This window comes from Microcoleus sp. B4-C2 (assembly GCF_036705265.1).
Classification (GTDB): Bacteria; Cyanobacteriota; Cyanobacteriia; order Cyanobacteriales; family Microcoleaceae; genus Microcoleus.
In genome coordinates this window covers 1-22,165 of sequence record NZ_JAUBUB010000082.1, presented here as the reverse complement: position 1 = coordinate 22,165, position 22,165 = coordinate 1, and the positions used below count along the sequence as shown (strand labels likewise).

Sequence of the window (22,165 nt, the reverse complement as noted above, 5' to 3'; positions counted from 1 at the left end):
ATTTTCGATTGACTTGCGCGAGATAAATGCGGGGGCTTGAGGATTTTCGATTTTCGATTTTGGATTGATTCCACGGATAAATCACGTGGCGGGTACCACCTTTGAAATTCCTGGTCAATAAAGGGGATGCCTAACCCGGATTTGGTATTACCCTGCATAACCGAACTTTGAGATCACCTGTAGAGTTCTGGTGGACAGCGATCGCTCTATATAGCAATCCTAAATCATTTGTGAATTTCTTACTCCCTCCCCTTACCAAGGGGAGGGTTGGGGTGGGGTAAAAAGTTTACGACTCTTGCAAGGATTGCTATAGATAAAATCTGTGAGTAAGTCCTGTATAAAGTGATTGAATAAGCCACGTTATGGAAGCGAAAGAGATGCAATACAAAACCACTAAAAAGCTAAAAACAAATGCACCTAATTTCGCTCCGCAACCTCCGTAATAATGCTGCTAAGTACCCGGCTGTCAAAAACCAAATTGAGATTTGGAAAGAAACTGTCAACAAAGCGGAATGGCATAATTTGGAGGATGTTCGCAAAATTTATCGGGATGCCGAAGCAGTAGGAAACTTTACCGTCTTTAATATCAAAGGCAACGACTATCGCCTGATTGTTGGGATTAACTAAGCTGTCACGCATTTAAATTTCATATTCAGGGCGGGCGAGACGCCCACCCCACAAGACACCGAATTGTTTGTTGACATTCTATTTAAATGCTCAACAGCTTATGAGAACCAAACAGTTTTCTACAAATATTTCCTAACCCACTCTGACTACGACCAAGAAAAATGGAAAAATGACCCTAACTTTTGACCGAACGACTTACAGCAACTTGCTCGCAGAAATTGCTCCCAAGGCGATCGAAACTGAGGAAGAATACGATCGCCTCCTGGCAGTTGCAGAAAGGCTAACATTTGCTAAAAACCTCACTCCAGAGGAGAAAGTTTTATACAAGTTGTTAGTCACTTTGATAGAAGTTTACGAGACAGAAAACTATCCGGTAGACAAATCCGAACCTCATGAGATTTTGCAACATATCATGGAATCCAGCGGCACCCGCCAAGCAGACTTGGTAGGTATCATTGGATCTAGCGGCGTAGTATCTGAAGTTGTGAATGGCAAGCGCTCAATTAGCAAAGCACAAGCTAAGGCACTCGGCGATTATTTTCAAATCTCACCTAGCTTGTTCATTTAATTTAAGATAAATCGATCGGTTACGATCTAATTCTATGTCTTGTAGGGGCGGGTTCACCAATAGTATTTGCCTAGAATCGACAATACAATAAACCCGCCCCCGCCCAGATCGAAACTAATCGATCGAACATAATATAAGGTGCGTCATATCCGAAACCCTCGATAAATTCTAGAGTGAAAGTCTGACGCACCCTACAACGGGTAAAAAGCAACTTCTAACACAGGAATTCGCGCGGATCGGTGACATACCCAGTCAGCGCCGAAGCCGCCGCCGTGTAAGGCGAAGCGAGATAAACTTGCGCTTCTTTATTCCCCATGCGGCCGGGGAAATTCCGGTTAGTTGTAGATACGCAAATTTCTGGTTCGTTCATCCGCCCAAAAGTATCTTTCGGCCCGCCCAAACAAGCGGCGCAAGAAGGCGCGGCAGGTTCAATGCAGCCGGCAGCTAAGAAGATTTCCGAAAGCGTTTGACCATCGTATTTTGTGACAAACAAATCTTCGTAAACTTTCTGAGTTGCTGGTACTAAATACGTCGGAACTTTGACTTGATTTCCTTTGAGAATGCGGGCGGCATTTAGAAAGTCGGAGGTTTTGCCGCCGGTGCAGGAACCGATGTAAACTCGATCGATCTTGACATCGCGGCAGTTGCGCGCTAAGTCGCGGTTGTCCGGGGAGTGCGGTTTGGCGACAACTGGTTCTAATTGGCTGACATCGTAGGTGCGATCGCTATAAAATTTAGCATCCCCATCGCTGTAAAATGAATCGAAGGGTTTATCAGTCCGCGAAGTAACGTAATCAAACGTAGTTTTGTCCGGCGCAACCGTGCCGTTTTTGCCGCCACCTTCAATCACCATATTGCACAGCGTCATCCGTTCTTCCATCGTCAAACGTTCAACTGTATCGCCGGCAAATTCCATCGTCCGGTAGTTAGCACCCGCAACGCTAATATCACCAATAATCTGCAAAATTAGGTCTTTTGCTAACAAATAATCCGGCAGTTCACCGTTAAACACAAAGCGCATGGTTGCGGGAACTTTGATTAACAGTTTGCCGGTTCCCATGATAAAAGCCGCGTCTGTATTGCCGATACCCGTGGCAAATTGTCCGAAAGCGCCGGCATTACAGGTGTGGGAATCGGTGCCGAAGAGCACTTCGCCCGGCCGGGTGTGGCCTTCTTGTGCTAAGGCGATATGGCAAACTCCTTTGTAGTCGGGATTTGCTTTGAAGTCCGATCGATCCGTGATGTCGTAAAAGTATTTTATCCCTTGTTCTTTCGCAAAATCGCGGAGAATATCGACGTTGCGGTTAGCGCGTTCGTCGTTGGTGAAAATGTAGTGGTCTGGAATGAGGACGATTTTGTCAGGGTTCCAGACTTTAGCATTCTCACCGAATTCGCGTTTGAAAACGCCGATGGTGCCGGGGCCGCAGACATCGTGGGTCATCAACACGTCTGTTTCTACCCAAATATTTTCTCCGGGCTCGACTTTAGTGCGGCCCGATGCTTTGGCTAAGATTTTTTCGGTCAGGGTCATTCCCATAGTGCGATCGCTCTTTTTTATTTGATGCTACATAGTGTATTGTAAGCGAAACATCGCCTGATGTTGACAGGTAATTTATCAACTAAACATTTTCTTCAATCTTAAATCTCAAATCTCAAATCGATTGACTGTCACTTTCTTTTTCGCCGATCGCCAATCTCTACAATAGCCTCTACTTCGATTAACACAAAAATAAAATTTATGCAAGTCCCTCGATTATGCGACTGGTAACTAACAGCTAGCCACTGTTATTATACGACTTATGCAAAGACTGTACTTGTATGGTGCGCCGAAGAGCACCATACAAGTACACATAGTGTCAAAATAGAAGGAATGCAGCGTAAGTCCTACAAATGAGAATTTCGCAGCAATTAGATTAAGTCAGTTTTGTCACTTGCCCTTGCAAGCTTAGATTTGGAAAATGAAACAGCCTTGGGATTAAAGAACTCTCTTTTGCAAATAAACGCATTATCCAAAGCTAATTGAATTAACAAAAAAAAACCGGGTTTCATCAGGAGCAAGACAGCTTAATTTCGACAACTCAACCTGAAGAGAAATCAATGTCATAAAAGCTGTCAGAGATTTCTCATCCCAGTCAAACCGTCAAATACTCAATAAGAGGTATTTTATGTCTCAACAACCTAGTTTTCCCATCCCAGAAACTGCCCAAGCCGATGCAACAACAGGGCGTTACATTATTACTTTCGGCGAAGATGCAGTGACAGAAGGATTAGACCTCTTGAGCGACCAAACTGGTATCAGAGGACTGGCAAATGCTTCCGATTTCGCGGACTCTGCTCTAGACTTGAGCCAAATTGAAGCTGCAGGGGGAGCGGTGTTTCCTACTCTCGGCGTTGCCGTTGTTTCCTTAGACGAAGAGGCTTTCAGCAGCGTCATGACATCAGCGGGAGAGGATTCGGCTATTCTGGCGATCGAACCAGAGCGCACTTTCTACGCCATTGGCGATGGGTTGTCGGCAGATTACCTGCGGGGCTATCGCGATGCGGTGGATAACCTGTACGACAAAGCCACTAATACAGAGGTAGCAGAAATCAAGAAACCACGATGTTTTGCTGATGATATCGAGTCTACTTGGGGTTTGAAGGCAACGAAGGTGATGAATTCTCTGCTGACTGGTAGCGGAATGAAAGTTGCGGTGCTGGATACGGGGATGGATTTATTGCATCCTGACTTCGCGGGCCGATCGATCCTATCGCAGTCCTTCGTACCAGGGGAGGACGTACAAGATGTCAACAGTCATGGCACGCACTGCATTGGGACAGCGTGCGGGTTCAAGGATCTGAACGGCCGGCGGTACGGGATCGCTTACGAATCGACCATTTATGTCGGTAAAGTGTTGAGCAATGCCGGTAGTGGCGCTAGTGGCTGGATTCTCGCCGGGATGGAATGGGCGATCGTCAACGGGTGTCAAGTGATCTCGATGTCATTAGGAAACCCCACTCGAACACCGTCTACTGCTTACGAAACTGTCGGCCGCCGATCACTGCAAAATGGGTGTCTGATCGTGGCCGCCGCCGGCAATAACGGACGAACCGGAGGAACCGTCGGACAACCAGCCAATAGCCAGTCGATTATGGCTGTTGGAGCGATCGATAACTGCGAGGCAGTGGCTGACTTCTCGGCTAAATCTGGCATATTTCCAGGGGCTAAAGTCGATATCGCCGCTCCGGGAGTGGAAATATACTCATCAGTGCCTATGGAGCAAGGGCGTTATGCTGCTTACAATGGCACTAGCATGGCTACACCGCACGTGGCTGGGCTCGCGGCCCTGTATGCCGAATCGACTGGTAAACGAGGTGCTGAACTTTGGCAATTGCTGACTTCCTATGCTATGGCGCTACCCTTGCCAAATACTCGTGTCGGAAGCGGTTTAGTACAAGCTCCGTAATGCAGAATACCCAAATCCCCGCAGCACTTTAAGCCTGCGGGGATCTAACAGAAGACAATTTACAATAGCGCAATGGATTTGCTCCAAAGGATGCTAAATATGTCTGACGAACAAGTACAGCGCATCATAGTGAGTGTTGACGACCAAAACATATCGGTAATTCAATCGGTTGTCACTGCCTTAGAATCGGCGGGAATGAAAGTGGATGAGGTGCTGCCTGTGATTGGTATCGTTATTGGAGAAGTTTCTCAATCGAAGCTAGAAGGACTAAAGAGAGTACCGGGCGTGGCTAGTGTCGAGATCGATCGAGAAATGCAGGCAATTTAAACCTATTATTTAGGGGTTGGTAGATCCAGTTTTGCTAACCCCAAATACCGAACACCTTCCGGCGTTACGTCAAACCGACAAGGCAAAACCTCTACACCTTCACTTATAGCCTGTCTGAACAATTCTCCGTAAAGGCGATCGGCACTATCTCCCGGAGCAAAATCAGTACAATCCCCGCGATTGATAAAATACAGCATTACAGCCCTCGAACCCTGCCGCACAACTTCTATCAATTCCCGCAAATGTTTCTGTCCCCTCTCCGTCACTGTATCGGGAAATAAAGCTAAATCCTCTTTTACCCAAGTTGTATTTTTCACTTCCAGAAAAATCGGTTTTTCCTCACCAGTTAGCCAAAAATCCACTCTACTTTTTTTATCACTGCCGTAAACAACCTCCGGTTGAATTAAATTGTAATTGCCCAACTCTGGAAACAATTTCAATTCCAAAGCTAATTTAACTACTCGATTTGGCAGCCCAGTATTAACTCCCACCCAAGTTGGCACAGTGTCGCAAACTTTAATTAATTCCCAAGTATAAGCTAACTTGCGTTTAGGATTGTCGCTGGGAGATACTAGCACTGGATTGCCGGGAATCAAAACACCTGTCATCGGGCCCGTATTCGGACAGTGCGCGGTGATGATTTCTCCCGAATCTAGTTCTATTTCGGCAAAAAATCGCTTGTAACGTTTGATGAGAATTCCGGGTAAAAGAGGAGGATATTTGTAAATTAAGTCTGTCATTCGATTTTAGGTTTTAGATTTTAGATTTTAGAGTGAGGCATCATAGCATGAAACGACGGTTTGTAGTAAGGACTTTAGTCCTGCATTCTTTGTTTCATATCCTTAGCAGCTAAAGCATAACCTCCATCAGCACCGTCTATAAAATGTACTTGGCGACCGTTGCGTTCAAACACCAAACAAGTCATCAACGCTCTGTCAGAAACGTGCAAACCGTAAACCAGCTTGCCTTCTCGGTAATTCCTTTCCAAGTACCCAGTCAATTTTTTTCGTCGCCACTCATTGCCAGAAATTACCATTCTCAACATATCATCAAATTTGCGGTAATCCGTAGCTGCGATCGCAATATCTTTATAAATTCCCCAATCTAACTCTTCTGTCTTAACCTTCAAATTCATTAGTAGGGAACCAAGCGCCGTCTCTAACTGTATTTTTGATAAATATAGCTGCTGGTCTAACCAAGTAGCACTGCGCGCCCTAACTAGAGTTTCTTGAATCAGTTTTGTGCTATTAAGTGTCAATTTAAGATTTTTGCTGTCGATAGGATTTAAACAATTTTCCTTGCCGTAAATGTAGTTAATTTTTTTGATAATTTTTCTATATAATTGATGACTTTGCTGACCAAAATCTTCTCGCGCCATTACCAGCAGCGTTACTATTTCCCCATACTTGCTGGGAATATCCTGCCATCGGCACTCCAATCCCGAAAAATCGGCTGTTGGAGAAAGGCCATTATTTTTAATGCTGTAAATATTACCAGCAGCCGGGTCTTTAATAAGTTCAGTAGCACGGGTTAAGCCGCCGCCGATAAAAACAGCTTGGTTGTAATTTTCCGAAACTTTAAACTTAGCTATTTTAACCGGATAATTAGCTGCTGCCACAACTTTAACCGGCACTACCCCAACTCGCAAATCCATGTCAAATTCAGTTTTAGCCCGTTGTTGAGTGGCCAGCAAAGCAATCTTAGCAGCGGGTAAAAGCGATGGCCCCATTAAAAGAGAAGCACCGTCGCCACCAAACACAAACGGAATCTCAGTTTTGCCTGCTACATTCAAAACAGCAACGATCGAACAAGCCCCCAATAAGTTAACTTCTTTGTATTTTCCAGCTTCAATCGCTTTTGTAGAACCGCGAATATCTGTGACAACAATGTACCAATCATCAGGTACGTCAACAAAATTACCCAGATCGGTAATCTGGAGAAAATTGTTCAGTAAAGGTAATTGGGAATAGAAATTTTCTGAATTCATGTTATGATTTTCCAGATTTGCTATTAAACTTAGTGAATCCTTTTAGCACTAGCGTTTGTAACCATTTGTGTCCCAATTACAGAAGCCATCTCGTTCCCTCGCAGGGATTGCCGGCATTGTCGCAGTCGCCACTCTAATTAGCAAAGTCTTTGGATTGGTGCGCCAAATTGCGATCGCCGCAGCCTTTGGAGTCGGTGTCGCCGTCGATGCCTACAACTACGCCTACGTCATCCCTGGTTTCTTATTTATTTTGCTGGGAGGGATTAACGGGCCATTTCACAGCGCCATAGTCAGTGTTTTAGCCCGCCGGGATAAAAAAGAAGCAGCACCCTTAGTCGAGACTATCACCACCTTAGTCGGGGGCTTGTTGCTGTTGGTGACGATCGCTTTAATTATTTTTGCAGATCCGCTGATCGATTTGGTGGCACCGGGATTAAATAGAACAGCCGAAGGTTTACAAATTAAAGCAATTGCCGTCCAGCAATTTCGGATTATGGCACCGATGGCATTACTTTCAGGCTTAATCGGCATTGGTTTCGGCACTCTCAACGCCGCCGATATGTACTGGTTGCCTTCGATTAGCCCTTTATTTTCCAGCGTTGCACTTGTCGGCGGTTTGGGGATTCTCGCACTGCAAATCGGAAACAAAATTATTCAGCCAGAATTCGCACTAATTGGCGGCTTAGTGTTAGCTTGGGGAACTTTAGCGGGCGCAGTTTTGCAGTGGTTGGTGCAACTAGCGGCACAGTGGCGCGCCGGCTTGGGAACATTGCGCTTGCGGTTTAATTTTAAACGGCCGGGAGTGCAAGAAGTAATTAAGGTGATGGTTCCTGCTACCTTATCATCAGGAATGCTGCAAATTAATGTTTATACTGACCTATTTTTCGCATCCTACATCCCTCAAGCTGCCTCTGCGATGGGTTACAGTGGCTTGTTAGTTATGACGCCTTTAGGCATCATTTCTAATGTAATTTTAGTGCCATTTCTACCCATCTTTTCTCGCCTCACCGATCCGAGAGATTGGCCGGAATTAAAAGCTCGAATTCGTCAATCTTTAATTTTGACGGCCCTTACGATGCTGCCGCTGAGCGCTTTAATGGTAACACTTGCCGGGCCGATCGTCCGCGTGGTTTACGAACGCTATGCTTTTGATCGATCGGCCTCAGAGTTTGTCACGCCGATATTGATGGCTTACAGTATTGGAATGTTTGTGTATTTGGGACGCGACGTTTTGGTACGGGTATTTTACGCTTTGGGAGACGGAGAAACGCCTTTTCGCATCAGTATTATCAATATCTTTTTAAACGGTCTTTTGGATTATTTGTTAGTAGGAGCCTTTGGCGCGCCCGGATTAGTTTTGGCGACGGTTGGAGTGAATCTTGTTTCGATGATTATGCTTTTGTACTGTTTAAATAAAAAGCTGGGTGGCCTGCCTTGGGGGGAGTGGAGTTTGCCTTTTCTGGGGTTAACTTCTGGCAGTTGTTTAACTGCTTTCGTTACCTTGGCTACTCTGCAAGCGTGTCAAAGAGTTTTGGGTACTGAAGGTTTGGTAGTTCAATTAGTGCAGTTGAGTGTGGCAAGTTTTGTAGGGTTAGGGGTTTTTGCCCTGTTTGTCAGTCAGATGAAGTTGCCGGAAGTTGATATGTTTGTCGATCGCATTCGGGGCCGTTTTCGCAAATAAATATCGGAAATTGGAGACTGATTTAGGGAATTGAGACAAAGTGCGCGCGTGCGAAGCTATCCCGTAGGGAATCGCCCGTTGAGTAAAAAAAGACCAAAAAAGGATCTCGTCCTTAAATCCCAATCAACACTCCGAAGCGTCCATCCGCGTATATCCGCCACCATCTGCGGTCAAAAATTCCAGAGTAATTAACAAGGGCGATGTCTAGATTCTCAAGATATCGTCAACCTTTATGCTGTCTGGCAAAATAGCCAATAAAATTCCGCTAAAGAAAATAATTCCTCATACCCACAGCCTCTCTTGGATATCTAAATTATGTCCTCATGGCAAAGATCCGACTTTTCCGACTTTAAGATCCGACTTTTCCGACTTTACAGAGGCAGGGGCCCGAAGCAACGATAGAGATAGGGAAAGCCAACCCACGATCTCTAGATTGTAAAGATATCGTAAACCTGGATGTTGTGTTGCCAAGTGTTAAATAAAAATATGGTATAAAAAATATGTCTTTAGTATGATATATTAAATTTGCATCTATGTTATATACATTCATTCCCACGCGAAGCCAGTGAGAGCCCACTTCATATCAGGACTACCCCGCTCAGGCTCTACTTTACTGGCTGCACTACTACGACAAAATCCCCGGTTTTACAGCGCTATGACTTCCCCTGTTGGGGGCGCCAGTCGATCGAATGCTGTCAGCCGTGACCCAAAACAATCAGTGTTCCGTGTTTATTTCCCCTGAACTCAAACCGACGCTGATTATGAGTATCTTTTCGGCTGACTACCAGCCACAAGCTGAAAAAGAAGCGATCGGCGACACCAATCGCCTGTGATGCAGCAAACTGTCATTAATCCTGGCATTATTTCCCGAAGCCAAAGTGATGTTCTGTATCAGAAACATCGCTTGAATTATGGACTGTATCGAGCTACTAATTCGCGGTAACGCCTTGGATGTTGCCAGGTTATTTAATCCTCCAGCGGAAGGGTCTAACAATTTTACCGCCCGATTTATTTAAGCAATAGAACTAATCAATTCTTCAGTCCTCATAGGGAGCACTTAAGATTTGAGGCGGGGGTTTCAACCCCGGCCAGACTTGGATGTAAACAATATATAGATATCAAGGATGTCAGGAATTATGAACCTACCAATCGCGAACAAGCAAATTATTTTCGTTGACTCCTCTGTACAAGATTATCAAAGCCTGATCCAAGGCATTGATCCCGCTCAAATTGTGATTTTAAATGAAAATTCCAGCGCGATCGACCAAATTACTAAAGCCTTGGCAGATCAAAAAGATATTGAAGCAGTTCATATAGTTTCTCACGGCAGCGAAGGCAGTTTAAAACTCGGTGCAGACGTACTCAATGACAATAACCTAGAAAATTTTAGCGCTCAGATAAAACAGTGGGGAAGTGCGCTGACAGCAAATGGGGATATTCTACTTTATGGATGCGATGTAGCAGCCGGAGAAGTTGGAGAAAACTTCGTAAAGCGCCTGAGTCAAATCACAGGGGCGGATGTGGCAGCATCTACCAACAAGACCGGTAATGCAGCATTAGGTGGCGACTGGGCTTTGGAGGTAAACACCGGCAACATTGAGACTCCCATAGCTTTTCAGACACAAGGATCACAGAAGTATGACGGGGTACTTGCCACCTTTACCGTGACGAACACCAACGACAGTGGGGCGGGGTCGTTGCGCGAGGCGATCGCCCAAGCCAATACCCAGACGGGTGCAGACACCATTGTTTTCGATCCCAGTGTATTTAACACCTCCCAAACCATCCGCCTCAATTCGCAACTAATCGTCGATGACAGTGTGAGCATTCAGGGGACTGGGCTGAACCTCGTAAAGATAAGTGGGGATGCCAATAATAATGGCATTAATGACAACGGTGATGTGCGCCTGTTCTTTGTTAACCAAGGCACAGTGAGTTTTAGCAACCTCACCCTGCATGGCGGACGCGGCAATGGTGGCAATGGTGCTGCTGGCGGTGGTGGTGGACTAGGGGCTGGTGGTGCATTATTTATCAATGGCAACGGAACTTCACTGCCCGCTCAAGTAACCATCAATAATGTTACCTTTACCCAGAACCAGGCAGTAGGCGGTCAAGGAGGCGCTTCTAATGGTTTGGGTGGTGGTGGCGGCTTCGGCGGAGCCGGTGGCTCAGGTGGCTACCAACCTGGTGGTGGGGGTGGTGGCGGCGGATTTAGTGACATTGGGACTAATGGCACCACTGGTGGGGGTACCGGTGGTGGCAGTAGCTTCTTTGGTAACAACGGCGGCACGGGCGGCACAACCAGCAATAGTGGAGTTGCTAGCAACGGAGGGTTCGGTGGGGGTGGCGGCGGTGGCCTCAGTGCTTTCAATGCTAATGGTACCAACGGCGGTCAAGGAGGTGACTTTGGTGGCGGCGGTGCCGGTGGTGCTAGCCAGTTTAGCGGTGTATCGGGTCAAGGCGGTTCTGGAGGATTCGGTGGGGGTGGTGGTAATGCGGGCGTTGCTGCTAACGGTTCTACCTACGGCCTTGGTGGTAATGGTGGCTTTGGTGGTGGTGGTGGTAGCGGGAATACCGGCGGTGGCTTAGGAGGCAGTTTCGGCGGCAATGGTTACGACGCTGGCGGTGGCGGCGGAGCTGGATTAGGCGGAGCCATTTTCCTTCGCAATGGTTCTCTGGTGCTAACGAATGCCACGTTTAATAACAACAGCGCCACTGGAGGTGCGGGCGGATTTAGCGCTCAGCCCGGTCAGGGTAAAAGCGGTGCTATTTTCGTGAACGCTGGTGCAACCGTAACAGCATCAGGAGTGACCTACAGTAGTAATTCTGCCACAAATGCCAGTACCACTGCTACTGATAATAGTAATACCTATGGAACGATTACCGTAGCTGACACCACAGCGCCGACAGCCGCCAGTTTCACCCCTGCAGACAACGCCACTAATATTGCAGTTGCTGCTGATTTAGTCGTCACCTTGAGTGAAGCCGTACAAAAAGGCATCGGCAATATTGTCATCAAGAAAGTCTCCGACAACTCAGTTGTAGAAACCATTGATGTCACATCAGCAAATGTCACAGTTGCTGGCAGTAGCGTCACCATTAATCCCACAGCAAATTTAGTTGAGGGTACAGATTACTACGTTGAAATTGCCGCTGGTGCAATTAAAGACTTAGCAGGTAACAATTATGCCGGCCTTGTAGACCCAACTGCTTGGAATTTCAGCACCGTAGCTGACACCACACCACCGACAGCAGCCAGTTTCACCCCTGCAGACAACGCCACTAATATTGCAGTTGCTGCTGATTTAGTCGTCACCTTGAGTGAAGCCGTACAAAAAGGCACTGGCAATATTGTCATCAAGAAAGTCTCCGACAACTCAGTTGTTGAAACTATTGATGTCACCTCAGCTAACGTCACAGTTACTGGCAGTAGCGTCACCATTAATCCCACAGCAAATTTAGTTGAGGGTACAGATTACTACGTTGAAATTGCCGCTGGTGCAATTAAAGACTTAGCAGGTAACAATTATGCCGGCCTTGTAGACCCAACTGCTTGGAATTTCACCACCGTAGCTGACACCACACCACCGACAGCCGCCAGTTTCACCCCCGCAGACAACGCCACTAATATTGCAGTTGCTGCTGATTTAGTCGTCACCTTGAGTGAAGCCGTACAAAAAGGCACTGGCAATATTGTCATCAAGAAAGTCTCCGACAACTCAGTGGTGGAAACCATTGATGTCACATCAGCTAACGTCACAGTTATTGGCAGTAGCGTCACCATTAATCCCACAGCAAATTTAGTTGAGGGTACAGATTACTACGTTGAAATTGCCGCTGGTGCAATTAAAGACTTAGCAGGTAACAATTATGCCGGCCTTGTAGACCCAACTGCTTGGAATTTCACCACCGTAGCTGACACCACACCACCGACAGCCGCCAGTTTCACCCCCGCAGACAACGCCACTAATATTGCAGTTGCTGCTGATTTAGTCGTCACCTTGAGTGAAGCCGTACAAAAAGGCACTGGCAATATTGTCATCAAGAAAGTCTCCGACAACTCAGTTGTTGAAACCATTGATGTCACATCAGCTAACGTCACCGTCAGTGGTTCTACTGTCACCATTAATCCTACCGCTGACCTCGCACCAAGTACCGAATACTATGTAGAAATTGCTAGCGGGGCGATTAAAGACTCGGCTGGTAACAATTATGCCGGGATTACAGGGCCAACCAGTTGGAACTTCACAACCCTCACCGCTTCCACGCTGGCGATTCCTCCCATCCCGCAATTAACCCAAAACGGTAGTGCTAATACCAATCATCAGGGACAGAGCTTCACAGCTTCTGAGAATGGAACAATTAGCGAGATTGCGGTTTATACCGGAGGTGCTTTTACTGGCAATTTATTGATTTACAACAGCAGTAATGGCAGCGGTGCTGGCGGGAACAAAGGTACTCCTACCTATCAACAGAGCATATCACTCCCATCGGGCATGGGTTGGAAAACAGTTAAATTAGACACTCCTTATTCGGCTACCAGTGGGCAAACCTACTCCGTTATTTTTGAGGGAACAGGTACATTCTCTTTCTCGAATACCAACCCTTATGGGGGTGGGAACTATATCTTCAACTACGGCAATGCCAATGCCTCTAATGATTTAGCTTTCTTCATTAACCCGCCGGAAATTGATCTCAAAGGCAATGGTACTTCCATCGCCAATCAAGATATTACACCCACGACAATTGATGGCACTGCTTTTGCTGATACCCCAGTTGGTAGCCCGCTAGTTCGCACCTTTAGCATTGAAAATTTGGGTTCTAGTAATTTGACGTTATCGGGTACGCCTGTAGTCACCATTACAGGGGCCAATGCCAGTGATTTTACCGTCAAGACATTACCAGCCAACACTATTAGTGCCAGTCAAGCTACCCCATTTGAAATTACTTTCCAACCTTCGGCTATCGGCACTCGCACCGCACGAATTAATATTTCCAGCAACGATCTCGACGAATCTACTTATACCTTTACCATTCAAGGTAACGGCCTTGATGGTACAGCGCCCACAGCCAGCAGTTTCACCCCAGCCGATAACGCCACTAATATTGCAGTTGCTGCTGATTTAGTCGTCACATTGAGTGAAGCCGCACAAAAAGGCACTGGCAATATTGTCATCAAGAAAGTCTCCGACAACTCAGTTGTAGAAACCATTGATGTCACATCAGCAAATGTCACGGTTAGCGGTAGTACAGTCACCGTTAATCCCACGGCAGATTTAGCTGCCGGTACTGATTACTACGTTGAAATTGCTGCCGGTGCGATTAAAAACTTAGGAGGCAACAATTATGCCGGTACTACAGGCGCAACTGCTTGGAATTTCAGCACTGCGGCTGCCGTTGATACCACAGCCCCGACAGCCACTTTCACCCCCGCAGACAACGCCACCAGTGTTGCAGTTGCTGCTGATTTAGTCGTCACATTGAGTGAAGCCGTACAAAAAGGCACTGGCAATATTGTCATAAAGAAAGTATCGGATAACTCAGTGGTGGAAACCATTGATGTCACCTCAACAAATGTCACCGTTAGCGGTAGTACCGTCACCGTTAATCCCACAGCAGATTTAGCGCCTGGTACTGATTACTACGTTGAAATTGCCAGCGGTGCAATTAAAGACTTAGCTGGTAATAATTATGCCGGTACTACAGGCGCAACTGCTTGGAATTTCACCACTGCGGCTGCCGTTGATACCACAGCCCCCACAGCCACTTTCACCCCCGCAGACAATGCCACCAGTGTTGCAGTTGCTGCTGATTTAGTCGTCACCTTGAGTGAAGCCGTACAAAAAGGCATCGGCAATATTGTCATCAAGAAAGTCTCCGACAACTCAGTTGTAGAAACCATTGATGTTACCTCAACAAATGTCACGGTTAGCGGTAGTACAGTCACAGTTAATCCCACGGCAGATTTAGCGCAAGGTACTGATTACTACGTTGAAATTGCCAGCGGTGCAATTAAAGACTTAGCAGGTAACAATTATGCCGGTACTACAGGCGCAACTGCTTGGAATTTCAGCACTGCGGCTGCCGTTGATACCACAGCCCCCACCGCTGCCAGTTTCACCCCCGCAGATAACGCTACTGCTGTCGCCGTCGGTGCGGATCTAGTCGTCACCTTGAGTGAAGCTGTTGCCAAAGGTACAGGCAACATTGTCATCAAGAAAGTCTCCGACAACTCAGTTGTAGAAACCATTGATGTTACCTCAACAAATGTCACCGTTAGCGGTAGTACCGTCACCGTTAATCCCACAGCAGATTTAGCGCCTGGTACTGATTACTACGTTGAAATTGCTGCTGGTGCAATTAAAGACTTAGCGGGCAACAATTATGCCGGTACTACAGGGGCAACTGCTTGGAATTTCACCACTGCTGTCGCCGCTGATACCACAGCCCCCACAGCCACTTTCACCCCCGCAGACAACGCCACCAGTGTTGCAGTTGCTGCTGATTTAGTCGTCACCTTGAGTGAAGCCGTACAAAAAGGCACTGGCAATATTGTCATCAAGAAAGTCTCCGACAACTCAGTTGTAGAAACTATCAATGTCACAGCGGCCAATGTCACTGTTACTGGTAGTACAGTCACCGTTAATCCCACAGCAGATTTAGCGCCCGGTACTGGTTACTACGTTGAAATTGCCAGCGGTGCAATTAAAGATTTAGCTGGTAATAATTATGCCGGTACTACAGGTGCAACTGCTTGGAATTTCACCACTGCTGTCGCCGCTGATACTAAGGTTTTTTCCATTGTAGAAACTGGATTGACCAAGCTGGATGAAATTCTTAAAAAAGAACAGGAAAGTATTAAGCTTCCCATCATCGGCCCCTTCCAGAACCTCAATCAAGATTTTATTGGTAGCTTCAAAAATGGCCTGGTTAATGCGCTCAAAACAGGTAGTGATTTAACGGCAGAGCAGTTACAAACAAACCTGCGGAGTTCTCTAGGAACTAACTTCAACATTAGGGTTCAAAAGAATACGACTAACGAGGAAAGCACCTGGGATATTGCAGTAGGCCGGAAATATCAACTCGGTACAGTTAACGTCCTCAAAGATATAGGAATGCCTGCCCTTGGCTTTAACGCCGATGGTAATGGGAATGCCAACCTCGATTATCAGTTAAACTTCAGCCTGGGTAACAGCAAAACTTTTGGCAACTATATCGATACGACCAAAACGAATCTGACGACTAACCTGGGGTTTGGTCTAAATGACTCGTTCAAGACTTCTGCAAAACTAGGATTTTTCCCAGCCACCCTCAACGAAAATACCACCGAAGGCAAGCGCACTAAAATTGGGGGCACATATCAGCTCAAGCTGAATGACTTAGATAATCTGGGAGGTATCAATGATGGCGATCGTCTGACCGAGGCAGAACTCAATAGTTCCTACAACCCGCAAAACTTATCACAGTCTACATTCTCCACCAGTGGGGATCTGAGCCTGAAAGGCCGGACAAATGTGGTCAGCAAAGCATTCCCCAACTTGGTCTTCGAGATGAAGTTCGGGTTTCCAAAAGCTGATTACGTCAACGGTAAATCCGTCAGTTCTGCTAGCATACCCAATGTTGAGGTCAATAATGCAAAACTGGATTTTGGCGAATTTATAACCGGCATTGCCCAACCTGTTTTCACTAAGGTTGACCAGGTTCTTAAACCCTTTCGGCCAGTTATTGATTTCCTGAATGCGGACACGCAGATATTTTCCAAAATCGGGCTGGAGAATTTGTTTAAGGATATAGATGGCAACCGGAAGCGGGTCAGTGTCATCGAAATGGTATCTACCCTTTCCAGTTTGTCAGGCCGACCAATATCCACTGGCTTCATAGAAACAATCGTCAAGTTAGACCGGGTGACTAAGCTGGTTAACGATTCCATCAAAAACAATGAGACTATTTTGATGGATCTCGGCTCTTTTAAACTAGATAATTACAACCCGTTAAAACGGATAGAAGAGTTCGAGAAAACATCTCCGCAGGCTAAAGCTATCGTTGAAATAGGCAAGGAAGAGCTTAAGAAAAAAAATCCGAAAGCTGCTGCACTTCTGACAGCGTTAGAGGTGGTTGATGGACTGGACGTGCCAATTATCACTAAGCCAGAAACAGCCATCCAGCTACTTTTAGGCAAACCAGATGTCCCAATTGTGACCCTGAATTTGGACAATCTGGATTTGGATGTGCCGATAAATATTACAAAGCCTCTGCCTCCTTTCCCACCGGTGAGTGTAGGCTTTGAAGGAAACTTGAAAGCAAAGGCTGACCTAAAATTTGGCTATGACACCTACGGACTGCAACAGTGGAAAGGAACGAACTACGCCTCGGATAAAATCCAATTGTTAAGAGATGGCTTTTATGTCAGCGATCGCAAGAACGCTGACGGAACTGGCCAAGACGTTCCCGAACTGACAATCTCCGCAAATATCGCTGCCAAAGCTGGCCCAGATATTAAGGTAGCCGATTTTTACATCCTGGGCGGAATCAAGGGAAATGTCAACGTCGATTTGCGAGATGTTGGAGAGCGAGAAGGTAGAAGCGATGGGAAATTGCGGGCTTCCGAGATAGATACTGTCCTCAACACCGCCCAACCTTGGAATATCATCAATTCAGTTTCCGGCACAATTAATGGTTCGTTGGATATTCGAGCCACAGCAGGTATTGGGCCGTTAAAGACAACCCTGTACCAGAACAACCTGGCAACTTTCCCACTGGCAAAATTTGGTTGGGAAACTGGAAACTCCACCGCCCCCCAAGGGACATCGAAATCTCCCAGCTTGTTCAATGTGTTTGTTCCCACTCCAGTTCTGCCAAAATCCTTTACAGTTGGAGGATTCGCTAAGGCTTTCGGCCAGACAAAATTGAGTTATAGTCCGGCTTACCGCGCTTTAAACTTAGCTGTTGCTATAACAGATAACCCTTTTTTCAAAAAGATTTTGCCGGCTCCCATATTAGAACCGATCAATAAGTTAGCTAACACTGGCAGAGACGTTGTGGGTTCGGTGCTGACTCTACCCTTGAACGTGATTAGCCAGGGTCCTAAAGAGGCTATTAAGGATACAGTTCAGAGTGTGGAGAAGGGTGTGAAGGAAGTCGTCAAAGTAGGCAAATCTATCGGTAAAGCCATTGGAAAATTCTTTAACAGTGAAGTAACGGGGGCTGAGGTTTTTTTCGATGCCAACTTTAATGGAATTTTAGATCCCGACGAACCTTTTACCATTACTAACGCTGACGGCACCTATGATTTAGATATTTTTGTTCCCAATTTCGATACCAACCAAAGCGGTTTCCTAGACCCGGAAGAGGGCCGGGTGGTGGGAATTGGTGGCATCAATACTGCCACGAATTTGCCTCTGGAAACGCCCCTGTTTGCTTCTGAAGGTACGACCATCACTCCGCTTACGACCTTGGTCAGCGAGTTAGAGCGCAAAGGAATGGATGCAGAAGAGGCTCAAGCCAAGGTGCAGGCGGCTTTGGGAATTCCGGCAGATGTTGACTTGGGCAATTACGATGCGATCGAAGCGATGCGGGACAATGAACTGACTGGGTTAATTATCTACAGCCCGCACGTTCAGGTTCAAGTTGCAATTGTCTTGGTGACCAATTTATTTGCCAGTGCTTCCAATCTTTCTAAGGTGGAGATTGCCACAAAGGTCATTGGCGAGTTATCGAAGGTTGTAGAGCCGGGAACTCCTGTAAACTTGAGCGATCAGGCTCTGTTGCAGAAGTTGATTGAGTCAGTTGCCCAAAGCGTGCAAAAGCCAGAAGTTGCCAGTCTAGCAGGCAATGTGGCAAAAATCATTGCTGCTGGCAATCAGCGCATCAGCGATATTGCAGCCAGTAATATCTCGATCGCAGAGGCGGCGCTTCGCCTCGCTCAAGTGGAAAAGGCGATGTTAGCTGAGGTGGCTAAAGACCTCCAGCAAGTGGGGGCTGGTACGAAGAACATTGAGGAGGCGCTTGCTGAAAACACCGATGCTGCTCTTGACAAGATGATTGCAGAGGCGAATGTTGAAAGCCCCCTGACTGTCAAAAACGTACAATATGGCTCGGAGGACTCTACCGAAACCGGCACTGACACTGGCACCACACCCGTCACACCAACACCGATCGCCCCGACCCCATCAGAAACAGCCTCGGAAACACCGACAACATCGGAAACAGCGTCGGAAACACCGACACCATCGGAAACAGCAACTCCCACGCCAACAACTAATAACCTCTCAGACGATGAGTGCATCTGCGACCAAATTACCTATCCCAACTTAAACCGACCCAACTCAGTTGAAAACACCATACTCGACGCATCCGACATTCAAATAGGCACTGCCCAAAACGATGAATTACTAGGTAGCGATGCTGCCAACATATTCGAGGGCAAATCCGGGGATGACAACTTATACGGTGGTGCCGATAATGACATTATTAATGGCAACCAAGGCAATGACTTCATCGCCGGAGGCAAAGATGAAGATACTCTCTACGGAGATGAAGGAAGCGACATCGTTCTTGGCGAGTCTGGCAACGATTTAATCTTCGGAGGCAAAGGCAATGACTTCTTACATGGCCGCGAAGGTATTGACATCATTTATGGCAACAAAGATGATGACTTCATCGATGGTGGTAAGGATAATGACACCTTATATGGAGGCAAAGGTAACGACATCCTGCTTGGCAGTCAAGGTGATGACAATCTGTTTGGCCAGTTAGGTTCGGATACCATCTGCGGCGGTGAAGGCAATGACTTAATCAACGGTAACGAAGGAGCAGATATCCTGGGAGGGTGTGCCGGAAATGATACTCTTTTCGGAGGCGCAGACAACGATACTCTCACTGGTGGCAAAGGCAACGATCTCCTGGATGGAGGCATGGGAAATGATAGTTTGATTGGCGGTAGCGGCAACGATATCTTTGCCTTAAAAGCTGGTGAAGGATTTGATATTATCGCTGATTTTACCCTGGGTCAAGATTTGATTGGATTAAGCGGTGGTTTGAGTTTTGGTCAGTTAGAAATAACTCAAAATACTCAGGGAACTATTATTAAGAATCTCTTGACAGGGGAGCAGTTAGGTGTGATGGTTGGAGTGAGTGCGGATGCGATAACATCGGCTAATTTCATGCTGGTTTAGGAAAGGAAAAAAAGCGCGATCGCCCTTCGGTACAAAAAGACCAAAAAAGGCGATCGCCCTTTACTACATCTTCCGCTGAAATTCCTCAAGCACATCCATCAACTGAACTTGACACTGCATCGGAATCAAATCGGCAAGCGGCACTTCCCGCTTGCCGCCGCCCAACTTGACTGGAATTCCTTGCAAAACTTGTCCAACTTTGTCAGCATCTAAATCGCCATCTTCCAGCATCGAATAAAGTTGTTGGGCAACAACTGTATGCAGGTGGGCATCATTGAGATACAAATGCCATTTGGCAATGTCAATGTAGACATTTTCGCCGATTTCGGCTGCTAAGGATTCGATCGCCTGTGTAGTATTAGCCATATCAAAAAAGCACAAAGTTATTTGTTATCAATCAAAAGACTTAACAAATCGCCGCCAACTGCCTTCAGCCAGAATCTTTGGTGAGGGGCGAATAATCGGCGATGGCAAAATGGTAAATCGCGTGGGCCAAAACTACTAGAGCCCATCCACCCGTTACCGAAATTGCCCAAGGCCAATCAGCCTTTTGCAAATTGTGAACAAACCATAAACCAGAATTGGTAGCAGAAAAAAGACCGACGTGGATAGCAAAATTCATCCGGTCATCTAAACGGCGATACTCTGGATCATTGCGATCGGGTTTGCGGGGCCAACGAGGAGGCATAGTTTTTCACTTGAAATTAGTAGTTCAGTGCCTATTTTAATCATAAGTGCAGCTTTTTGAATGCTGCATCCCTCTTTCGGCAGGAAACTTATGCCTCTACATTTTCATAGTCCCCTGACTTGCCGCCACTTTTACTCACCAGGCGAATTGACTCAATGACGATCGACTTTTCCAATCCTTTCGCCATATCATACAAAGTCAGCGCCGCCACCGAAACCGCCGTCAGCGCCTCCATTTCCACCCCTGTTTCCGCCTTGATTTTCACCGTCGCCCGAATTTGATACCCCGGCAACCCAGCATCCGGCATCACCTGCACCTCCACGCTACTCAGCGGCAGAGGGTGACACAGAGGAATCAAATGTGCCGTCTGTTTCGCCGCCATAATTCCAGCCAGCCTTGCAGTGCCCAACACATCACCTTTCGGCGCATTCCCCGCTTCAATCGCCGCAAACGTCTCCGGCAGCATCCGCACCCGGCCAGCAGCCACAGCTTGCCGCACCGTGGGCACCTTCGCCGAAACGTCCACCATTTGGGCTTCCCCGCTGTTGTTGAGGTGAGTTAGCTGTGTGCGATCGGGCAATTTAGAAAAAGTTTGCGAAAGGTCTTGCATTTTTTTGGTAATGGTGTTACTGTTAGATTCTGTGAGAAAAGAACTTAATCAATTTTAGATTAAATCTTAACTCAACAGGGGCTTGTAGCTTAGTTGGATAGAGTGCATGGCTACGAACCATGAGGTCGGGGGTTCGAATCCCTCCAAGCCCATTTAAAAACGTTATAAGCTGTGAGTTCTGAGTTCTGAGTTTTGAGTTTTGAATTAAGAAATTAATTCAACTCACGATTTAAAACTCAGAACTTTTTTAATCTTTGTGGAACAGGCATCTTGCCTGTTTTTCAGAATGCTGCGCGGGAACAAAAACCCGGTTTCTGCCTCAATATCTGTCGCATAGATTCACGATTTTTGGGAGAAACCGGGTTTTTTGGTAAGTCCCATGATTGCCTCTTCCTTCTTGCTTCTGTAATATCATCGGTTCAAAGCATAAACATCTTTGCCTCGACCGATCGCAAACTTCATCGAATTAGACAAGCCCTTGCTAGACTGAGTAATAAAAATCAGCAAAGCCAAGCCAGCGAGGCCAGCAGCAAAACCAAACATATTTCTGTAGCCAACTTGTTCAGCCACAAAGCCTAAAGTCGGCCCAGCAATCGCAATGCCTAAATCAAATCCGCCAATACAAAGCGAAAACAAGCGGCCCCTTTCATGAGGTTCGCACCTGTCCGACATCAGCGTTACCATCATCGGCACAACCGTACCGCCCGCGCAACCTTCAACCAAAGCTGCTATTAAAAAAGCACTGGTGTTGTTAGCAAAATACAACAATAACATAGATAGGGCATAACAGATTAAGCCGCCAGAAATAAACAAGCCGCGGCCGTATTTGTCCGAAGCCCGTCCCGTGACTAACCGCATACCGAAACTGGCGATAGCTGCCGTAGAATAAAATAATCCCGGATTGAAATTAGCCTTGGTTTCTTGGATAAACAAAGGCATAAAAGTGCTCAAAGTTCCGAATACCAAACCAACCACCAATAACAATACTCCGGACAGTTTTTAAATAGGGATGCTTACGCAATAAAGCACAGAAGCGAAAAAACTGAGTGCTATCTGA

General features: G+C 46.6%; 14 protein-coding genes and 1 tRNA gene. 8 read left to right on the top strand and 7 right to left on the bottom strand.

All coding sequences use genetic code 11. The features are described from left to right. Positions 1 to 411 precede the first annotated feature (411 nt). Positions 412 to 627: a type II toxin-antitoxin system HigB family toxin gene (locus tag QUB20_RS21305; RefSeq protein WP_333249304.1), complete on the top strand. Its 216-nt coding sequence runs from the start codon at positions 412 to 414 to the stop codon at positions 625 to 627. Between the two features lie 169 nt (positions 628 to 796). After that, positions 797 to 1,195, top strand: coding sequence for a transcriptional regulator (locus QUB20_RS21300; protein WP_333058196.1), 399 nt, complete (start codon positions 797 to 799; stop codon positions 1,193 to 1,195). A 214-nt stretch (positions 1,196 to 1,409) separates the two neighbouring features. Here the strand turns inward: QUB20_RS21300 and QUB20_RS21295 are convergent, their stop codons facing one another. Further along, complete coding sequence (locus QUB20_RS21295) at positions 1,410 to 2,732, bottom strand: 3-isopropylmalate dehydratase large subunit (RefSeq protein WP_333249306.1); 1,323 nt, start codon at positions 2,730 to 2,732, stop codon at positions 1,410 to 1,412. A 628-nt stretch (positions 2,733 to 3,360) separates the two neighbouring features. Between QUB20_RS21295 and QUB20_RS21290 the strand changes: the two genes are divergently transcribed. Continuing rightward, positions 3,361 to 4,641, top strand: a complete 1,281-nt coding sequence (locus QUB20_RS21290; RefSeq protein ID WP_333249308.1) for a S8 family serine peptidase — start codon at positions 3,361 to 3,363, stop codon at positions 4,639 to 4,641. 99 nt (positions 4,642 to 4,740) lie between these two features. Then, entirely contained in the window at positions 4,741 to 4,968 is a 228-nt protein-coding gene (locus QUB20_RS21285; RefSeq protein ID WP_333249310.1) for a hypothetical protein, read from the top strand. Between the two features lie 5 nt (positions 4,969 to 4,973). Here QUB20_RS21285 and sfsA read toward each other — a convergent pair whose 3' ends face one another. After that, positions 4,974 to 5,708 carry a DNA/RNA nuclease SfsA gene (gene sfsA / locus QUB20_RS21280; protein WP_333249312.1) on the bottom strand — a complete coding sequence of 245 codons (735 nt, stop codon included), beginning with the start codon at positions 5,706 to 5,708 and terminating at the stop codon, positions 4,974 to 4,976. A gap of 74 nt (positions 5,709 to 5,782) precedes the next feature. Continuing rightward, the gene (locus tag QUB20_RS21275; RefSeq protein ID WP_333249313.1) at positions 5,783 to 6,955 is read right to left on the bottom strand and encodes a DUF3095 domain-containing protein; all 1,173 of its coding nucleotides are present in this window, start codon (positions 6,953 to 6,955) and stop codon (positions 5,783 to 5,785) included. 67 nt (positions 6,956 to 7,022) lie between these two features. Here QUB20_RS21275 and murJ point away from each other — a divergent pair, with 67 nt between their 5' ends. The 3 genes from murJ to QUB20_RS21260 all read left to right on the top strand — a co-directional run bounded on the left by murJ (position 7,023) and on the right by QUB20_RS21260 (position 19,810). Beyond that, positions 7,023 to 8,636, top strand: coding sequence for a murein biosynthesis integral membrane protein MurJ (gene murJ / locus QUB20_RS21270; RefSeq protein ID WP_333249315.1), 1,614 nt, complete (start codon positions 7,023 to 7,025; stop codon positions 8,634 to 8,636). Between the two features lie 689 nt (positions 8,637 to 9,325). Next, positions 9,326 to 9,469, top strand: coding sequence for a hypothetical protein (locus tag QUB20_RS21265; protein WP_333205302.1), 144 nt, complete (start codon positions 9,326 to 9,328; stop codon positions 9,467 to 9,469). A 303-nt stretch (positions 9,470 to 9,772) separates the two neighbouring features. Then, on the top strand, positions 9,773 to 19,810 hold the full coding sequence (locus tag QUB20_RS21260; RefSeq protein ID WP_333291629.1) for an Ig-like domain-containing protein: 10,038 nt from the start codon (positions 9,773 to 9,775) through the stop codon (positions 19,808 to 19,810). Between the two features lie 63 nt (positions 19,811 to 19,873). Here QUB20_RS21260 and QUB20_RS21255 read toward each other — a convergent pair whose 3' ends face one another. From QUB20_RS21255 to moaC, 3 genes are all read right to left on the bottom strand, one after another. Then, positions 19,874 to 20,176, bottom strand: a complete 303-nt coding sequence (locus tag QUB20_RS21255; RefSeq protein WP_333057367.1) for a DUF3181 family protein — start codon at positions 20,174 to 20,176, stop codon at positions 19,874 to 19,876. A gap of 64 nt (positions 20,177 to 20,240) precedes the next feature. Next, positions 20,241 to 20,498: a 2TM domain-containing protein gene (locus tag QUB20_RS21250; RefSeq protein ID WP_006633890.1), complete on the bottom strand. Its 258-nt coding sequence runs from the start codon at positions 20,496 to 20,498 to the stop codon at positions 20,241 to 20,243. Between the two features lie 88 nt (positions 20,499 to 20,586). Further along, on the bottom strand, positions 20,587 to 21,108 hold the full coding sequence (gene moaC / locus QUB20_RS21245) for a cyclic pyranopterin monophosphate synthase MoaC (protein WP_333249320.1): 522 nt from the start codon (positions 21,106 to 21,108) through the stop codon (positions 20,587 to 20,589). A 78-nt stretch (positions 21,109 to 21,186) separates the two neighbouring features. Here moaC and QUB20_RS21240 point away from each other — a divergent pair. Continuing rightward, positions 21,187 to 21,260, top strand: a tRNA-Arg gene (locus tag QUB20_RS21240). Between the two features lie 259 nt (positions 21,261 to 21,519). Here the strand turns inward: QUB20_RS21240 and QUB20_RS21235 are convergent. After that, positions 21,520 to 22,083, bottom strand: a complete 564-nt coding sequence (locus QUB20_RS21235) for an MFS transporter (protein WP_333249322.1) — start codon at positions 22,081 to 22,083, stop codon at positions 21,520 to 21,522. Positions 22,084 to 22,165 lie beyond the last annotated feature (82 nt).